General features: G+C 41.0%; 12 protein-coding genes. All 12 read left to right on the top strand.

Annotated features, from left to right (window positions below; all coding sequences use genetic code 11):
- The first annotated feature begins 3 nt into the window (after positions 1 to 3).
- The 12 genes from G414_RS0101325 to G414_RS0101270 all read left to right on the top strand — a co-directional run bounded on the left by G414_RS0101325 (position 4) and on the right by G414_RS0101270 (position 16,552).
- On the top strand, positions 4 to 1,734 hold the full coding sequence (locus G414_RS0101325) for a glycosyltransferase family protein (RefSeq protein WP_022791067.1): 1,731 nt from the start codon (positions 4 to 6) through the stop codon (positions 1,732 to 1,734).
- A 107-nt stretch (positions 1,735 to 1,841) separates the two neighbouring features.
- Positions 1,842 to 2,825, top strand: a complete 984-nt coding sequence (locus G414_RS07080; RefSeq protein WP_040761365.1) for an ABC transporter ATP-binding protein — start codon at positions 1,842 to 1,844, stop codon at positions 2,823 to 2,825.
- The gene (locus tag G414_RS0101315; protein ID WP_022791065.1) at positions 2,826 to 3,647 is read left to right on the top strand and encodes an ABC transporter permease; all 822 of its coding nucleotides are present in this window, start codon (positions 2,826 to 2,828) and stop codon (positions 3,645 to 3,647) included.
- Positions 3,648 to 3,778: 131 nt separating this feature from the next.
- Positions 3,779 to 5,557, top strand: coding sequence for a CDP-glycerol glycerophosphotransferase family protein (locus G414_RS0101310; protein ID WP_081634545.1), 1,779 nt, complete (start codon positions 3,779 to 3,781; stop codon positions 5,555 to 5,557).
- Positions 5,557 to 6,489: a glycosyltransferase family 2 protein gene (locus tag G414_RS0101305; RefSeq protein ID WP_022791063.1), complete on the top strand. Its 933-nt coding sequence runs from the start codon at positions 5,557 to 5,559 to the stop codon at positions 6,487 to 6,489. The genes G414_RS0101310 and G414_RS0101305 overlap by 1 nt, the downstream gene beginning before the upstream one ends.
- 181 nt (positions 6,490 to 6,670) lie before the next feature.
- The gene (locus G414_RS07745) at positions 6,671 to 8,386 is read left to right on the top strand and encodes a mannose/fructose/sorbose family PTS transporter subunit IIC (RefSeq protein ID WP_022791062.1); all 1,716 of its coding nucleotides are present in this window, start codon (positions 6,671 to 6,673) and stop codon (positions 8,384 to 8,386) included.
- A gap of 149 nt (positions 8,387 to 8,535) precedes the next feature.
- Positions 8,536 to 9,714 (top strand): acetyl-CoA C-acetyltransferase, encoded by a 1,179-nt coding sequence (locus G414_RS0101295; RefSeq protein ID WP_022791061.1) that lies wholly within the window; start codon positions 8,536 to 8,538, stop codon positions 9,712 to 9,714.
- Positions 9,715 to 10,213: 499 nt separating this feature from the next.
- Positions 10,214 to 13,252, top strand: a complete 3,039-nt coding sequence (locus G414_RS0101290; RefSeq protein WP_022791060.1) for an AAA domain-containing protein — start codon at positions 10,214 to 10,216, stop codon at positions 13,250 to 13,252.
- A gap of 403 nt (positions 13,253 to 13,655) precedes the next feature.
- Positions 13,656 to 14,078, top strand: coding sequence for a MarR family winged helix-turn-helix transcriptional regulator (locus G414_RS0101285; protein WP_022791059.1), 423 nt, complete (start codon positions 13,656 to 13,658; stop codon positions 14,076 to 14,078).
- 7 nt (positions 14,079 to 14,085) lie between these two features.
- Positions 14,086 to 15,447, top strand: coding sequence for a DHA2 family efflux MFS transporter permease subunit (locus G414_RS0101280; protein ID WP_022791058.1), 1,362 nt, complete (start codon positions 14,086 to 14,088; stop codon positions 15,445 to 15,447).
- A gap of 247 nt (positions 15,448 to 15,694) precedes the next feature.
- Positions 15,695 to 15,874: a hypothetical protein gene (locus tag G414_RS0101275; RefSeq protein ID WP_022791057.1), complete on the top strand. Its 180-nt coding sequence runs from the start codon at positions 15,695 to 15,697 to the stop codon at positions 15,872 to 15,874.
- 147 nt (positions 15,875 to 16,021) lie between these two features.
- Complete coding sequence (locus tag G414_RS0101270; RefSeq protein ID WP_022791056.1) at positions 16,022 to 16,552, top strand: DUF805 domain-containing protein; 531 nt, start codon at positions 16,022 to 16,024, stop codon at positions 16,550 to 16,552.
- Positions 16,553 to 16,605: the final 53 nt, after the last annotated feature.

Below are 16,605 nucleotides of genomic sequence, written 5' to 3'. Positions count from 1 at the left end.
ACCATGGAAAAGCTTAAACGCAATGGCTCGATCATTGTCATTTTTGCCATTTTTTCAGCGATTGTGTTATTACCACAGCTGAACCAACATGCACTCATCCTGGGTGGGGATTCATCTTTTCATTTAAATCGTTTTTACGATGCGATGATGCAAATTAAACGTGGGGATTATCAGTATTTCATCTCCTTAGATGGTTTTTTTCAGTCAGGACGGGTGGTGAATGCTCTCTACGGACCCTATCTGGCGTATTTTAATGGCTGGTTACTCCTCATAACAGGTTCCTGGTTTAAGTACCAGTTAGTGTCAGACTGGCTGGTTAACCTTTTGGCAGCGCTGAGTATGTATTATTTGTTACGTACCAATCGGGTGCGTAAGAATTATAGTGTGTGGTTAGCACTCTTTTTTGTGACAACGTATTGTATTAGTACTTGGACCTTAAACCAGCAGTTTTTAGCTTGGGGGACCGCTTTGATGCCATTAGGGATTGCGGCAGCCACCAGAATGATTCGTCAGCCTAAAGAACCGGTTAAAGTTTTAGAATTAACATTAGCAGTCACGGCCATGATGCAAACCCATGTCTTATCGACGCTGTTTTTGGTCGTGATTTTGGCTATTTTCTTTGTAATTGCCTGGTTTAAGACTAGTAAACGGGTGGACTTAGTAAAAAAGGTGATGTGGTCGGCCCTATTGACCCTATTACTAACGAGTAATGTCTGGGGAGCTATGTTAGAACTTTATAGCTCTAACCATTTGCTGGCACCCTTCAAAAATACGATTCCATTAAGCAATGGCATCGTTAATTTCACAGCTGATGGTAGTCAGATGTCCTTGTGGATGGCGCTTTTAGTTACCTGTCAAGTTGCTTTAAGCTTGTTTAATTGGCAGCGTTGGACTCTTCTTAACAAGACGGTAACGATAGTGGGTGGCAGCTTGTTGATTGCCTCGACTAGTTTATTACCATGGGATACCTTTTTTAAATGGATACCGGGCTTGAGTATGCTTCAGTTTCCTTACCGCTTGTTAGGACCGGCTAGTATCCTACTCTTGTTGGGATTGGGACTAAGTTTGACAATGTTAGCTGATACGCATGAACCAGCGCCTAATCAGATTGACGGTAAGCGTTTAGCACTAGCGATTGTGACGCTATTAAGTACACTTACCCTATTAGCAGACGTGCAAAAGTCTGCGGAAAATTGGGGGAGTGACCATGTGTTAAAGAGTCGTTTTAATATGGTTCAGCGGTTATCGGGACAGGCCTTGCGGGATAAGTTTACCTCGCCAGACTTTGGACAGGCGTTAATATACACCTACAAGCCAACACCAGATTATCTACCAATGCAAACAAGTGGATCCGCTACCAGTCAGGCCTATCTCAACTATCAGCAGGAAATTGCTGAAAACAGGCACTTTAAAAAACGCGTTCACCAGGGGAAACTCATAGTAACCTGGTACAGTCAAAATGCTAAATTAACGACTGTCAGCGTGGTGAAATATCGCCATACTAAACTTTGGCTAAATGGGAAAAAACTCACGAGTAAAGACTATCGTTTAAGCCCCATTGGTGCAGTAAAAGTGCAGGCACAACCGGGCTTTAACCAGTTGGAGCTTGCCTACCAACCTGGCAAGTTGTTTAATGGTTTAATGGCCGTTAATCTTTTTGCCTGGTTGGGCATGGCTATTTTCTTGGCTTATAAGTTTGTGCAGCGCTATCGGCAGCATGAAAGTTCAAGATAGTGCAGTTAATGAGTGATGGGCATGAAAATGATTGCATAGCGCTTAGTTTGATGACGAATTAGACTGGGATTAGTATTTTTTTACAAATGAAGGAGCTAATGATAAACATGAGCGAAGAGCGAAAAGTGAAGGTTTCTGCCAAGTACCTCACAAAAACATTTGATTTAGGTAAAAGTAAATCCGAGAAAATTCGCGCGATGATTAATCCAGTTGGTAAAGGGGTACAAAAATTTTGGGCCTTAAAGGGGATTAGCTTTGAAGTCTACGAAGGCGACGTTGTTGGGATTGTTGGTGTTAATGGGTCTGGAAAGTCGACCTTGCTTAACATTTTAAGTGGACTTTTGCTACCAACCTCAGGTGAATTAACGATCAACGGAGAAACAACGCTGTTAGCAGTTGGTGCCGGTCTACGGGCTCAGTTGACGGGGCGGGAAAATATTCGTCTTAAATCGTTAATGATGGGTAAGTCAAATAAAGAAATTGATGCGCAAATGAATGATATCATTGATTTTTCGGATTTAGGTGAATTTATCGATCAGCCTGTAAAGGACTATTCATCTGGAATGAAGGCTAAGCTTGGTTTCTCGATTGCAGTACATCAGGATCCAGATATCTTAATTATTGATGAAGCCCTATCCGTGGGCGATCAAACCTTTGCCCAAAAAGCCTTGAGTAAAATGCACGAATTCAAGGCTCAGGGTAAGACCATCTTTTTTGTTTCGCACTCCTTAGCTCAAGTGCGTGAGTTTACTGACAAAGCGATGTGGATTCAATATGGCGATTTAAAAGCCTTTGGTTCAACAAAAGAGATTGCAGATGATTATCAGGCATGGAATAAGTGGTTTAATACGCTTAGTCGGACTGAAAAGAAAGCTTATCAAGAAGAGCAAAAGGAAAAGCAAGTTGCTTTTTCTGAGGAACAATTGGCCAAAAATATTGCACAAGACCAAGCACTAGTGGACGATGAAAAGAAAGCCATTAGCCAACACTTAGCGGTGGGTGATGCGATGCCAATAAGCTCTTGGTTACTGTTTGGGCTTAGCTTTATTGGCATGCTTTTCTTTATTTATCAGTATGCGATGTGGGGGTAAATGATTGTGAAAGAAATTTGGCAAGTACTAAAAGAACAATTTAAATATTTCCCAGTGATGTGGCGATTGGCCAATTACGAAAAGAAGGCCCGTTATCAAAACCATGTCTTGGGGAACTTATGGTTATTTTTAAATCCCTTTATGCAGGTAGCAACCTATTGGATTGTGTTTGGTTTTGGCTTTGGCACAAAAAGTCCCGTTGAAGGGGTTCCTTATATGCCTTGGCTGATTATTGGCTTAGCGACTTGGCTTTTTATTAACACCTCCTTTATGGACTCGACTTGGAGTATTTCTTCCAAAATTTGGGAAATTGCCCGGATGAGTTTTCCAATGAGTATTATGCCCATGATGCGGACGCTGATGAACTTTAACGCATTTGTTTATATGTTAGTTATTGGGGTTGTTATGTCGGTCTTTTATGGATTGCCCGTAACGGTTTATTGGTTGCAATTTTTTTATTATCTCTTTGCAATCTTTGTCTTTCTTTATGCCTGTGGTATTTTGAATGCAACGGTGACTGTTCTTTTCCAAGATTATCAGCAGATTATGCAAACTGTGATGCGCTTTGTTTTTTGGATTTCAGGGGCACTGTTTTCAATTTCTGACCGTTTTGGAGTTGGCCACGAACGGATTGTACGAGCACTTGAAACGAACCCTTTTTATTACTTAGTGAGTGGGGTACGTGATTCCTTCTTTGGTCATACCTGGTTCTGGGAAAACACCTATCCTATGCTGGCCTTTTGGTTATTCACATTCTGCGTGCTGATTCTTGGTTCACATTTGCACTTGAAGTTCCGAGCTTACTTTGCTGATTTAATTTAAGCGCAAATTGAAGGGCACTGCCAAGGTGCGGCTAGAACGGATTTGCGCATAGGGGTCGCTAGCACTATTAAGTCATATTTGCTGGTAGTCAATGGTCGTTTTTTGAATGATAGTGAAGGGTAAACAGAATAATGAAAAGGGTACTAAGAGCGTTAGTGAAGCGAAGCCGTTATTTACTTGCAGATTACCAGTGGGTACAAGCAAGACGGGCTGAAAATAATCAGCCGGCCAAGCTCTACTATGATCAACATTATGATCAGTGGCCTGTTAATCAAAATGTGGCCCTCTATGATATGCGAGATGGAGAGGAACTTGATGATTCTCCCTTTATGATGCTGCGTTACTGGTTGAAAGAAGCACCACAGATGCAACACGTGATTGTGGTTAAAGAGGCAGAGCGCAACAAGGTGACGTCTGTTTTGCACTTTTGGCAGTTGGATCAGGATCAGCGCATTCACTTAGTTCCTTATTTATCAACGGATCATATGCGGGCTTTATTGACGGCTGGCTATGTTATTTCAAATGCGATGATTTTTTCAGATATTTTCGTGAAGCGGGCTCAACAGCGCTTTATTAACACCTGGCATGGAACGCCCTTAAAAAAGATGGGGTATGCCATGCCAGGCGGGGTGATGGCATCTTGGAATGTGTTACGAATGTTGATGATGACCGACGATTTGGTCCTGCCTAACCGCTATACCGCTGATATTTTTGCCCGTGACTATCGGCTGAGTGGACTTTACCCTGGAAGAATGGTGGTAAACGGTTATCCGCGTAATGATATCTTGGCTAAACCTTTACCGGCACCGCAAGCTAAAACCTTAGCGGAACTGTTAAAAGTTGGCTCAACACAAAGAGTTATTTTATATGCACCGACCTGGTCAGGTGATGGCACGACGATTGATGGCCAAGCCCAGGAACTAGATACCTATTATCAAGCGTTGACTGCGTTGGCAAAAATACCGATGACCCGGGTCTTTTTCAGACCGCATCCATACTTTAAAGCGGCTGTAAAAGCAGATCAGCGTTTTCAACCCTATCGCTTACCTGAGCAGTTAGGAACCAATGATATCCTAACGCGGACGGATTTGTTAGTCACAGACTACTCTTCTATTTTCTTTGACTTTTTAGTTACTAAACGGCCAATAATCTTCTTTGATAGTAAAGAAAATTATCAACAAATGCGGGGGCAGTATCTGTCTCTAACGACCTTACCAGGCCCGTATACGCGTGATATTGATACCTTAAAACAATTGGCAACTAACCCTGTTGCTTGGCAGGCGAAGTATCAACAACAGTATAGTGATTTTTATGCGCGTTTTGTTAAATTAGATGATGGACAGGCCACTCAGCGGATAGTAAAAGCTATTCAAGAGCCCCTTCCCCCTGCACAGCATGCGCAACCCAGTGTCCTGGTCAATGGGGAGGATTTAACTGCTAAGTCCTTTACAAGGGTGGATACTCAGCTGGTAACGAATCTTGCTCAGGACTACGACGTCAGCGTCGGCGCCTTTGAACAGCACCTGTTAGATAGTTGGTATGGTAAACAATTTTTTAAAGCAGTGGATGCCGTTCAGGCAGTAAGCCGCATCTTTATTAACCGCGACATTGTTGGACAAGCACTGACGGTATCTGCGGCCCGGTTAGCTGGTCGCCGCATGGTGGGTGGCATTCGATTTGATTATGTGATTATCCGGCAAGCAGCCTTTAGTCGGCATCAGCAAATGCTGTTGACCACCGCGCGGACGGTTATCATGAAAGAGCAAGGTGAACGAGCGGCCTGGTTAGTTAAACTTGGTTTTAGCAAGCTAAGGACGCAAGGCGGTTATGAAGTTTGGCAGGTCGCGGCTGACGAGAAAACGTTATCAGCTACGCAGCATCTTTTGAATAAGTTGGAAGAGGTAGAATAATGACAACACCAAGTGTTTCAGCAGTGATTGTAACCTATAATCGTTTGGGACTATTAAAAAAATCAATTGCAAAGGTATTAGCACAAGATACGGATGCCCTGCAACATTTAATTATTGTAAATGGGGCGAGTACGGATGGCACGGCTGATTATTTAGCTTCATTAAAGGATGAGCGTTTAATTATTGAGAATTTGTCTGAGAATTTGGGCGGTGCTGGAGGATTTAATTGGGGTATTCGTCAATTTTATGAGCAAACCAGTGATGATTTTGTCTGGGTGATGGATGATGACTCGATGCCAACACCGAGTGCTTTACGTAAGCTACTAGTCATGTTTGACGAAAAGCCAGCAGCTGGTTTTGGCGCTAGCAAAGTCATTTGGAAGGATGGGACCTGGGCCAAGATGAATGTGGCAGCTCCAGCGGATGGTGGCAAGACGGCGGTTATGTATGGAAAAGAGCGGTTGGTACCAATTAAGCATGCAACCTTTGTGTCAACCATCTTTAAGCGCAACTTAATTGAACAAATTGGGTTGCCCCAAAAGGAATATTTTATCTGGGGTGATGATATTGAGTTTACAGAACGCGCCCATCACGCAGCACCGGGTTATTTTGTCCGTGATTCCCTGGTTGTGCATGAAAGTAAAACTAATCCGGAACCGGGGGATATTGTTGGTGAAACCCTGGTTGAGCGGTTACCACGTTACCATTATGAATATCGTAATCGATTACTCACTTCACGCCGACGGCATTCGCTGCTAAAGTATATCAAAACACTGGGGCATAGTGGTCTCGATTTTATCAAGGCGGCTACGCTGCCAGGGGTGCTTTATCGAGGGGCCAAACTAAAAATTATTATTCAAGGGTCTTTGAAGGGCTTTACCTTTCATCCTAAGATCGAGTACGTGGGTTCCCAGAAGCAGAGCAAAAAATGACAATAGATCAGCCCAAGGGCTAATAAACAGTTAACTGACAAAGGTAGTTAGCTGTTTTTTTGTGGTGAATTTCTGGCAAAAAGGCTTGAAAATAGATATGAAAACGGTTACAATATTACATGTGTTATGGCTAGGTTGAAAAACCTAGGAGAACTTATTTATGTTTTAGCAGGAGGCCAACATGGCGAGTACAATTTTAATTTTCTTTGTCGCTTTACTAGCCGGCATGGAATCAGTTTTGGATGCTTGGGAATTTCACCAACCAATCCTAGCAGCTACCCTTATTGGGATTGTCACCGGACACCCGGTTGAAGGATTGATGCTAGGTGGCCAGTTACAACTTATTACTTTGGGCTGGATGAACGTTGGAGCAGCTATGGCGCCCGATACGGCATTGGCATCAGTAGCTTCAGCTATTTTAGTAACTGGGCCAGCTCATTTATCAGTCGCTGAAGGAATTGCGATTGCAATTCCTTTGGCCATCGCTGGTCAAGTCTTGACCATTTTTGTGCGGACCCTTTTGGTGTCATTTTCACACATGGCGGATGCCTTTGCTAAACAAGGACGGAGTCGCCCAATTGAAATTTTGCACTTTACTGGGCTCTTGATCCAAGGGCTGCGGGTGGCGATTCCAGCCATGCTCATTTTAGCTTTGCCAGCACAAGCAATCATCAATGCGATTAATTCAATCCCAACTGTTATTACGGGTGGTTTGCAAGTAGCTGGTGGCTTCATTGTGATTGTGGGTTATGCCATGGTCGTAAATATGATGGCATCACCATCATTGTGGCCATTCTTATTCTTGGGTTTTGCCTTGTCGGCTTTGACGGATTTGAATCTGGCAGCGATGGGAATTATCGGTGCGGCCCTAGCATTGATTATGACGCAATTAACTCGTTATGACAGGATGCCTTCGGCGCAAACCGATGAAGCGTTACTCGAGGAAGAAGCTGACGCTGTGGATACGCATTTGCTAACCAAGAAAGATCAAATTATGACCTTCTTACGGCAGGGCTTTATCCTAGCTTCCTTTAACTATGAGCGGATGCAAAACATGGGGGTTGCCTATATCATGATGCCAACCCTACGCCGTTTATACCCTAATAATCGGGCCGAGATGGCTGCTGGGTTGGTGCGGCAACTTGAATTCTTTAATACACATCCTTACTTGGCCTCACCAATTATTGGGGTGACAATGGCCATGGAAGAACAACGAGCTAAGGGGGCACCAATTGACGATGCAACCATTAGTTCGGTTAAAGTCGGTATGATGGGACCAGTCGCTGGTGTTGGAGATCCCCTTTTCTGGGGTACCCTGCGGCCTGTCCTCGGTGCCTTGGCAGCATCCTTTGCCATCCAAGGGTCACTAATTGGACCAATTATCTTTTTCTTTGGCTGGAATATTATTCGCTTAGCCACCCTTTGGTATGGTCAAAAATTTGGTTACGAGCAAGGAACGAATATTGCAAGTAACTTAGGTGATGGCTTGATGCAAAAGGTAACGCAAGGGGCATCAACGATGGGAATGTTTATGATGGGGGTTTTGGTTCCCCGTTGGACAACGATGAATTTTCCCTTGGTTATTTCAAAAATCACCAATGATCCTAAAAAGGTGATTGATGTTGAAAAAATCAATGAACAAATTGCCAATCATTCCTTATCTGGTCAGGATATCTTAAATGTTAGCCGTCAATTAATGGATGGTAAGGTCTTTAATCATTTTCAAATCACGACCTTGGGGAATCTTTTTAATCAATTGATTCCAGGTTTGATGCCATTAGCCGCGCTGTTTGCTGTACTCTGGCTCTTACGTAAGAATATTTCGCCTATTTTGATTATCTTTGGTATCTTTGTGATTGGAATTGCTGGTTTTGCCCTTGGCATTTTTGGTGTTTAAGGTGCAGACGAGGTTCAATTAAAAAGCAGTCTGGTATAGATGAGACCAGGCTGTTTTTTTCTGGGATAAATCATACCAAGTTAAGTTTATTCAAAGCGGTGAATGTGTATAATGACAAGGTAGAACTCAGTAGAAATAGGGGTAATAAGATGACGAGAGTATATATTGTCGGGGCTAAGCGGACGGCAATTGGTAAATTTGGTGGTGCCTTGTCGACGGTAAAGGCTAGTGACCTGGGTGGGTATGCGATCAAGGGAGCACTCTTGCAAGGCCCAGCTGATTTAAAGGTGGATCAAGTTTTAATGGGATCTGTCTTACAAGCTGGACAAGGACAAAATCCTGCTCGCCAGGCTAGTCAATTTGCAGGATTAGGTGATGAGGTACCAGCGGTTACAATAAATGATGTTTGTGGGTCAGGGTTGACGAGTATTAATATGGCCGCTTCCTTGATTCAAAGTGGACAGGCACAGGTCGTGGTTGCCGGGGGCATGGAAAATATGTCGCAGGCCCCTTTTGCTTTAGATCGGGCCCGATTTGGCTACCGAATGGGGGATGGACAATTAACTGATCTGCTACTTAGGGATGCACTGGAAGATGCAAACGGTGGCTTTCATATGGGGATTACAGCTGAGAACATTGCCGAAAGGTATGCTGTTTCTAGGGTGGATATGGATACTTTTGCTTTAGAAAGTCACCAACGGGCAGTCGCTGCACAGAAGGCTGGTCGTTTTACTGATGAAATCATTCCTGTCCCAGTAGTCGACCGTCGTGGAGAAAAAACCCTCGTTAGTCAAGATGAGGGTCCCCGACCAGATACTAGTTTAGCTAAACTAGCAGGATTAAAGCCAGCCTTTAAACCTGAAGGGCGGGTTACTGCCGGTAATGCTTCTGGGATTAATGACGCAGCCGCAGCCGTACTGTTAGTTAGTGAGGAGGTTGTGCAGACCCACGGCTTAACCCCACTAGCAGAGTGGCAGGCAGCCAGTTTAGTAGGCTTGGATCCTAAGTTCATGGGCTTAGGTCCTTATTATGCGGTAGAAGACCTCTTGAAAAAGCCAAATACGCCTGACTTAGACCAGATTGATGTCTTAGAATTAAATGAAGCATTTGCTGCTCAGGCGGTGGCAACTAATCGTTTGTTAGCACTGGACCCAGCGCGGGTTAATCCAAACGGGGGTGCGATTGCCTTGGGACATCCCGTTGGTGCTTCTGGCGCGCGCATTCTGGTGACCCTGCTTTACGAGATGCAGGACTTACAAGCTGAGTTTGGGTTAGCAGCCTTGTGTATTGGCGGTGGCATGGGCGCGGCAACCTTATTGAAAAGATAGTTAAAAAATTTATACAATATTTAGTCCAATAGTCTAAATAAAAGGAGATATAGGCCTTATATATAAGGCCTATATCTCCTTTTTGATTGAGTAGAAATAATAGTGTAAAAACAAATACTGAGAAGAATCATTGATGGTAAGGTAACCACTATGTTTGGTTCCATGAAGGGACTGAACCAAATAATGTTTAAGAAAGATTATTGAAATAAATTAGTGATTAAACTGGCGGTCTCTTTTAAAGGGGACTTTTTGTTATAATCAAAGTATCATTAAATTTACAAGAAAAAGAGATATAATAAAACATAGATTTTAATAGTTGACGTAAGTATCTTTACGTATATAGCATCAAAATGATAAAGAATGGGCCGGCGGATTTTGGTTTCTATTAGCAGTTCAATTAGTGTTCTCTTAATCTTAGATGACATGATGCTATTTTCAACCACCTTTAAAAGGCTGATTCAAATATTAAGATGCTTAAATTCTTTAGGAGAATTATTTTATGGATGCCAAGGAAAATATATTAGATGCATGGATAGCTATAGAAAAATTATCAGAGGGAAATATTAACTTACGAGAAGGTAGCAATTTCAAATATAAGAAACTGCCAAGATTTCATGAAAACTGGACTGACTTCTTTAGGGGGAAGTTAAGTGATATGTATATGAATGGTGTTAAGCCCAGTAAACATAGTAATCCAGGATTTGTTCTTTATTTTGATATTTTTAATTTTAAAGATTTAATAAACAAGTTGACTAAAAAATTTGAGATAAATGATAAATATCACGATGATAATAACGCTAAAAAGTATACATATTGCGTCGCTTTTAAGTTAGATGGTGATCAGTTCAAATTGGTTGAAAACTCTCTGTTTTATACTATGAGTGGATATGCGCATCGAAAGGGAAACCTACCAGCTAATATAACAGAGGCACAGGAACAGCTAAGTAAATGTTTAGCAGAAACATTCCAGTATGATTTTGATAAGGGAATGAGTAAGTTAATCGGCCAAAAAACTCAGGATTCAGGCGAAAACTACTATGAAATTACTGATGATGTTACAAATTTAGATCCTTTTTTACATTCATTTTATGTTGAAGATTTGGAATTTGCTAAGGGAAGTTATTCAGAAAATCTAACTAACTATTTGTTTGGTTCTTCTACAGAAAAGATAAATCTTGATAGTAATAAATCAAGCGACTCGTTTAATAGCCAAGAGATTTATAAAATTCTTGAACCTAAAAATTATCCATTGGGACGATTTCCCGCCAATCCAGAGTGGGGATTATCACTCATGCAACAAATAGCTGTTAATATTGCCATCAATGATTCTTCAAATGTTCGTGGAGTCAATGGTCCTCCGGGGACTGGTAAGACAACCCTTTTAAAGGATATATTTGCTGAGCACACCGTGCGTCAAGCATTCATCATCGCTGATTTACCGAAGAAGCATCTTAGTCTTACAGAAACATATTTTGCCAAAGGAAAGATTGCAAAATTGGATACTGAAATTTCGAATAATAATATCCTTGTTGCAAGCTCTAACAACGGAGCGGTTCAAAATATCGTTACTGACTTACCCAATATAGGCCAGGTAGACAAACAATTCTTGCAAGACGTATTGGAAGATGATTACTTTACACATTTAAGCGATGAAGATTCAGATAATCAGACCTGGGGATTGTTTGCAGCTGAGGGGGGCAAAAAAGATAATGTTCAGAAAATACTGACCAAAATCAAGAAAATGTCAGAGGATTTTTTGAATGACTTTGAACAAAATGAGAACGCATATAATGACTTTATTAAACAATATCATCTTGTAGAAAGTAAAAGGCAAGCAGCTCAAAAACTATCCGATTTATATAAAGAATTTTTGAAAGTCAGAACGGAGTTAGAGGAGAGGACGCAAACCTATAATCAGCGTCTTATTATCGAAGAAGATAAGTGCAGAAAGAAAATTGATGAGCAGAAGATTACACTTTCCAATTTGAGAAAGTTGATTGAAGAAAATAAAACTAACTTAAGCGGACTAGAGAATCATAGTAGCATGAATACTCACAAAATAAGCCTTGAAAAAGATACTATAGATGCAATAAAACATCAAAGGCCAGCAGCTTATTGGTTATTAAAATTGATTCAGCATCCGACTGCCAAGGCATACAAACACAAATCATTAAAAGCTTATACAAAGTTGTATCAGCTACTTGATCAACAGCAAAAAATCGAGAATGCTTGCGAACAAAAGATGAAAAGGCTCAAAGAGCTACAGTTAGAATACAAGAGACTTATTGATAATGTAGAATCAATTAGAAAGAAGTTTGTTTCTTGGAAGAGAAGAGAAGAAAACACTTTACGGGATTTAAGCCAAAGGGTAAGCAATATGCAAAAAGACATAACGCAATCAGGAGTTGAGCCCTTAGATTTAACAATGAATTACGATGAACTACAACAAACAAATCCATGGTTTACAAAGGAGTATCGAGTTGAACAATCAAAATTATTTATGGCAGCTTTAGCTGTAAAAAAACAATTTCTTTATGAAAATCAGAAAAGTCTCAAAGCTAGTTACTTAATTTGGAGTCATATGGGAGATTACGCAATTGCTCCCAAAAAGCACCTAATTTCCATTGCTTGGGATTGGATAAACTTTGCCATTCCTGTTATTGGCACGACATTCGCAAGTTTTGCAAGAATGTTTAAATTTATGGAAGAAAATACAATTGGGAATATATATATTGACGAGGCTGGTCAGGCAACTCCTCAATCAGCAGTAGGAGCTATGATTAGAGGTCGTCGAGTTATGGCTGTTGGAGACCCTGCGCAGATAAGGCCAGTTGTAACATTGAGCAATGGAGTTATAGGATTAATTGCTCATAGATATCACGCGGCAGAAAATATTATAAATGGCTACTCTTCGGTTCAAACGTTAGTAGATCAAGCTAGTAAATTTGGTTATCAGAAAACAGAAGAAGAATGGGTCGGCATTCCGCTTTGGGTTCATCGACGTAGTTTAAACCCAATGTTTAGCATTTCGAATGAGCTTTCGTATCAAAAGCAGATGGTACTTCCAGGGAATATGTTGAAACCTGGTAAAGGGAGATGGGTTAATATTGGTGGTGAATCAAACGATAAATTTGTTATGCAACAAGGTAAATGGTTGAAAGAAAAAATAAGTCATAGAAAATCTGATAATATTTTTGTGATTTCTCCATTTAAAAATGTGGTCAATCAATTAAAGAAATCACTAGGAAAAGTTGGTTTTGATAAATCAAATATTGGTACGGTTCATACTTTTCAAGGAAAAGAGACGGACATTGTATACCTAGTTTTAGGAGCCAGTGACAAAGAAAAGGGTGCGGCCTTATGGGCGGTTTCAGAGCCTAATCTCATCAATGTAGCAGCAACAAGAGCTAAAAGAGAATTTTATATAATTGGAGACAAGCATTTGTACGAAGAATTAGGTTCAGAGGTTGTGGATATTACATTATCAGTTTTTTGTGACTACAGTGATGCTTGTGAGGAACAAAAAGTTGATAAATAAATGATTATTTTAAGGTTGGAACTATTTCGACAGAATTTTTTACAAGGGTAATAATGTAATCAAGCTGTGATTCAGTTCAATAGTTTTTTAGCGAAGTATGTAGATAAAAAAATATAATGTGTTAATCTTAGTCGGTTATTCTGTTTGGAATAATTGACTTTTTTATGTTTAGGATATTCATGTGTTATAAAAAATAAAATGGTTGTTTTGAAAGAATAGGCGCTAACGTTGTACTTAGGGGTAGCAGCATTAAATGATCAATCTAACAAAGTGTCTGTTGATGGAGTCGGGGATGGTAAGAGTTAAAGGGAATCTTTCTCCTATTTGCATTCAACTTTAAAAGCGTGTATGATAATCATTTGTTAGCTTGCTAACGATTTGCTAGAAAGGAGCTACCTAGTAAATGACTGAAATGAACTTTGGACGTCAACTGAAGATTGCCGCTAATCATATGGTAAAACGTTTTGACGACTTTGCTCGCCAGTATGACTTGACCAGCAATGATTTAGCAGTGATTGATTACATACAGCATTCACCAAGGCAGGCCGTTAGTCAGGCCCAAATTGAACGTGAATTTGCGATTCAGCGGTCAACAGCATCCATTTTATTAAAACGGATGGAGACTAAGGGACTCATCCGCCGCCAAAAGATGGTAAGCGATGGGCGGCAGAAGCTCGTTGTTTTGACAGATAAGGCAGCAGACTTAACTGCTGAAATTAGTACATATATGTCCAAAGAGGAGTCAGCTTTACGGGCAGCCTTTTCTCCTAGTGAATTAGCAATCTTTGAACGCATTTTAACGTTTTATCGACAGACAGAGGAGTAATCAAACTATGCAAGATGCAAAAATTTCAAAACGGCTGATTGGAGCCATTATCTCAGCCGGTATCATGGCCTTTAGCGGCATCGTAGTTGAAACGGCAATGAATATTACCTTTCCCACATTGATGCAGGAGTTTGGTGTATCAACACCAACTGTGCAGTGGATGACGACCATCTACCTCTTAATGGTGGCGATTGTGGTACCTATTTCATCCTGGTTGAAGCGTAATTTTAAAACACGGTATTTGTTTTTAACTGCTGTCTTGTTATTTATTGCGGGTGTGGTGATTGATGCGAGTGCCCCAGTCTTTGGTGCTTTGTTATTGGGTCGGATGATCCAAGGCATAGGAACCGGGATTGCCTTACCATTGATGTTTAATATTATCTTAGACCAGGTGCCATTGCCTAAAATTGGGATGATGATGGGGGTTGGAACCCTGATTATTGCTGTAGCACCAGCAGTTGGTCCAACTTTTGGTGGTGTCGTGGTGAATAGTCTAGGTTGGCGTTATATTTTCATTATTCTATTACCCTTCTTGTTGGTGGCCTTGCTAATGGGCTTAAAAACGATAGATCAAAAGGAAGAACTCAGAAAGAGTAAGTTTAACTGGGTAAACTTTTTCTTCATCGTGCTAATGTTTACAGGTTTTATTATTGCTTTTAGTAATTTGAGTAGTTTAGCTGAGCATGCAGTAATGGTCGCAGTAGCTCTGGCACTGGGAATCGTCGGTATCATTGGTTTTATCTGGACCAGTCAACATAGTAAAACCCCAATTATTGATTTAACCGTCTTTAAAAATCGGTCCTTTTCGGGTCACGTGATGAGTTTCTTTATTTTTCAGTTGATTGCTTTAGGTTTGTCTTTCATCCTACCGAACTACATTCAATTGGTTAACCACAGTACGGCTACCATGGCTGGACTGATGGTCTTGCCTGGAGCCGTGCTCGGTGCTATTTTGGCTCCCTTTGGTGGTCAGATGTTAGATCGTTTAGGAGCACGGAAACCAATTTTGACGGGGGTTACATTAACCTTAGTGGCCTTGATTTTATTGGCGGTGTTCGGTAGGGCTCTGCCAGATTGGTTGATCTGTTTAGCCTATTTGATTTTTATGGCTGGAACCGGTTTTGCCTTCGGTAATACGATGACTAGTGGTTTGAATCAGTTAGCTCGGCAACAAAATGCAGATGGAAATGCTGTCTTAAACGCAACCCAACAATTTGCAGGTGCGACCGGTACTTCCATTGCGGCAGCCGTGGTGGCCATGTCACAAAAGGGTACTGCCGGTATGACCATGGGAACAGCTATTGGCTCACAGCATGCCTTTATGCTCTTTATTGCATTAGCCCTGATATTGGCTAAGGCAACAAAATAGGAATTAAATTAACACGTTAGAGCAGACCTTTTAAAAGGAGGCCTGCTTTTTTGTATTTATTATAAGGAATTAAATGGTTAAGCGGGGCACTTTTGGTCATGTAATGTTTATGATATGATAACGGTAAGTTTGGGGTAGTTGTATGTAATCCTTATGGACTTTTGTAGGCCATAGGACTATATGGTGGGTAAGAGCGCTGAGAAGATGACCTAGCTAAATGATCGCATTGGTTAAAAAGGAGGGAAGGATGATGTTCGCCAGATTATGGAGGGAATTAAAAGGACGCCCTTGGCACTGGATAGGGGCTTTTTGGTTTACGTTGATCCCTTTTATGGGAGTTGTACTGATGACTAACCTATTGACTGCGGTACCCCTTTTTGACGATGTCGCTTTTTATTACCGATTGGCCTTTTTTGTAGTGTCTTAACAGTCGTTCTTGGCCTTTTAGATGAAGTGGGTAGCGATTAATAGTCGTCACCGTGAAATATAATTAATCTTCGCATATGCTAGTAAATTTCACGATAAAAATATGACCTAGGATCGGATAATAGCACAATAATGGAGGAGTACTTTTATGAGAATTGAAGAAGTTGGTTATACAAGATTTAGACAAGCTGCCAGTGATTTTTGGGTCGGGTTTGCTGACTTCAAAGGACGGACGACCCGATCAGGGTTTATCTGGGGGACGGTTGTTAGTTTCTTGGTGACTTGTCTACCCCTGCTGTTTTTTTTAGTTGTGGGGTCAATTGTTGTTGGATCAGCCGCTAGTGAACCCAATATAAATATGCTTTTCTACAGTCTTGTGTTCATGTTGATTGTCAATGTAATTTTGTTGCTTCCTAGGGTAACATTAACGGTTAGACGACTTAGGGACATCGGGCTGTCAAAATGGGGGATACTTGTTGCCTTTATCGTCTATCTGATAGCGAATATTTCAATTTCCTGGATATTAACGAATGGGCAAGACTTAACAGTGGTAACTAGTATGTCTACGATAGCCAGTTCACTTTTAAATATTATCGTCTTTATTCTATTGATTAGTTTACCTACCAATATACTAGCCCCGTTGAAAAAACTACCCGTTTTTGGCACGTTATTTCAGTAAGTAAGCTTGTTTAGTTGATATGGTTTGTTTTATGAAAACGTTCATTAGAGGAA

The sequence above is a fragment of the Weissella halotolerans DSM 20190 genome, assembly GCF_000420365.1.
In the GTDB taxonomy this organism is placed as follows: Bacteria; Bacillota; Bacilli; order Lactobacillales; family Lactobacillaceae; genus Weissella; species Weissella halotolerans.
Note: the sequence above shows the minus strand (reverse complement) of the source record. Positions and strands in the feature narration are given on the sequence as shown.

Bases quoted from the DNA above. Each gene is read 5' to 3' on its own strand.
- G414_RS0101270 (WP_022791056.1), top strand. From the start codon at position 16,022: ATGAGAATTGAAGAAGTTGGTTATACAAGATTTAGACAAGCTGCCAGT.
- G414_RS07080 (WP_040761365.1), top strand. From the start codon at position 1,842: ATGAGCGAAGAGCGAAAAGTGAAGGTTTCTGCCAAGTACCTCACAAAA.
- G414_RS07745 (WP_022791062.1), top strand. From the start codon at position 6,671: ATGGCGAGTACAATTTTAATTTTCTTTGTCGCTTTACTAGCCGGCATG.
- G414_RS0101305 (WP_022791063.1), top strand. From the start codon at position 5,557: ATGACAACACCAAGTGTTTCAGCAGTGATTGTAACCTATAATCGTTTG.
- G414_RS0101275 (WP_022791057.1), top strand. From the start codon at position 15,695: ATGATGTTCGCCAGATTATGGAGGGAATTAAAAGGACGCCCTTGGCAC.
- G414_RS0101295 (WP_022791061.1), top strand. From the start codon at position 8,536: ATGACGAGAGTATATATTGTCGGGGCTAAGCGGACGGCAATTGGTAAA.
- G414_RS0101315 (WP_022791065.1), top strand. From the start codon at position 2,826: ATGATTGTGAAAGAAATTTGGCAAGTACTAAAAGAACAATTTAAATAT.
- G414_RS0101325 (WP_022791067.1), top strand. From the start codon at position 4: ATGGAAAAGCTTAAACGCAATGGCTCGATCATTGTCATTTTTGCCATT.
- G414_RS0101280 (WP_022791058.1), top strand. From the start codon at position 14,086: ATGCAAGATGCAAAAATTTCAAAACGGCTGATTGGAGCCATTATCTCA.
- G414_RS0101310 (WP_081634545.1), top strand. From the start codon at position 3,779: ATGAAAAGGGTACTAAGAGCGTTAGTGAAGCGAAGCCGTTATTTACTT.
- G414_RS0101285 (WP_022791059.1), top strand. From the start codon at position 13,656: ATGACTGAAATGAACTTTGGACGTCAACTGAAGATTGCCGCTAATCAT.
- G414_RS0101290 (WP_022791060.1), top strand. From the start codon at position 10,214: ATGGATGCCAAGGAAAATATATTAGATGCATGGATAGCTATAGAAAAA.